At 55.5% G+C, this 1,404-nt stretch carries 1 protein-coding gene and 1 pseudogene; both read left to right on the top strand.

Annotation, left to right across the window (positions count from 1 at the left end; translation table 11 throughout):
* Positions 1-442: 442 nt before the first annotated feature.
* Positions 443-940 (top strand): trypsin-like serine protease, encoded by a 498-nt coding sequence (locus BKN05_RS11815; protein WP_286688721.1) that lies wholly within the window; start codon positions 443-445, stop codon positions 938-940.
* A 212-nt stretch (positions 941-1,152) separates the two neighbouring features.
* Positions 1,153-1,404, top strand: a pseudogene (locus tag BKN05_RS11810) (aldehyde dehydrogenase family protein); the annotation flags it as partial.

Raw genomic sequence — 1,404 nt, 5'->3', positions numbered from 1 at the left:
ACTGGGTTACCGCCCTGCACGGCGTGAGCAGCAGGGGCGGCAATGATGCTTGCTGCCATCGTTGCGGCAGCAGCTAAGGATAGCGCAATCTTCTTTATACTCATGCGCACTACTCTACTTTATTTGGAGAATACTTATTTCTAATTAAAAACCAAATGAGAGTAATTTAACAAACCTAGTAAACCCCCGAATGACTCCTGTGCACAATCGTGCAGCATTGCCGCATCAGGTGATAATTCCGCAGCTCATTCGGGGTTTCCAGACTGGGAATTTCCAGGCAGGAAATTACAGGCTAGACGACGACAGCAAAGGGCTGCCCTGGTTTGGCCGCGCAGGTTTCGCTGGCTGCTGCTTGCCAGGTTTTGCTTGAGCTGGTTTTGGCGCCTGCTCCTTTTCTTTATTGTGCTCAGCGCCCTCTTTTTCAGCGCCGTTTTCTTCCGGGTTGCCTTTTCCAGCATCCGGCTTCGGCAACCACACCACGGCGCACCTGTTGCACACCGGTGTTGAAAAGACCGGAGTGGATGGGACTGAAGAGGCCTATCACGCACCAACCGGCGATATTGCCCTGGTGCGTATGTCCACGCACTCCGCATTCAAGTTCGACAGCTACCCAGAGCTGGCTACTGAAGCGCCCAAGCCAGGCCAGGTAGGAACCTTCTACGGCTGGGATAGCACCGCGCACAAGCGGCTGCCGCACTCCCAGGCAGAAGTGAAAAACCTGTATCAAAACGGCAGCTACAACAACGGCAAAATGTACACCGTGCACCACAAAGACGGAGCGTATGCACAGCCTGGTGATTCCGGCGGACCATTGTTCATCGACGGTAAGCTATCCGGCGTAGCTTCGGCGATGGCACCACCGCAAAGCTGGTACGTACCGGGATTGAAAAGACCGGCACGAAAATTGGATCAAGCAGACTATGGCGCGCAATGGCGATGAACCAAATCTGGGAAATGGCGCGGTCAACGGGATGGATAAATTCTTGCGGTTGAAAGGTTTCTTGCCACGAGCTCGAGCTGTCGCGGCGAAATAAAACTCGCGTCGGCAAGCTCAGCCCACAGCGTGAGCAAACTTGCACAGCGCGTGGTCACCTTTCGCAGTAAAATTGGGATATTCGAGAAACAATTCGACCCCAAGCGAAAGGTGTCATTTTGACCAACGCGAACAACCGCAGCACGCTGTTTGACCCCACCACCACGGACCTGCTTGCCGACGTCTACCGCGCCGGAAACGACGCACCGGCTAGCTTGTTCATCGGTGGGCAGTGGCGCCAGGCACAAGAAGGCGGCACTCGCACCATCAGCTGCCCCGCTGACGGTACGACGGTGGGTACGGTCTCGGAAGCCACGGATGACGACACCATCGCGGCCATCAAGGTCGCCCGCGAAACTTTTGATTCCGGC

The sequence above is a fragment of the Corynebacterium sp. S5S1 genome (assembly GCF_001913985.1).
Lineage (GTDB): Bacteria > Actinomycetota > Actinomycetes > Mycobacteriales > Mycobacteriaceae > Corynebacterium > Corynebacterium marquesiae.
This window is presented reverse-complemented; position numbering and strand designations above follow the sequence as displayed.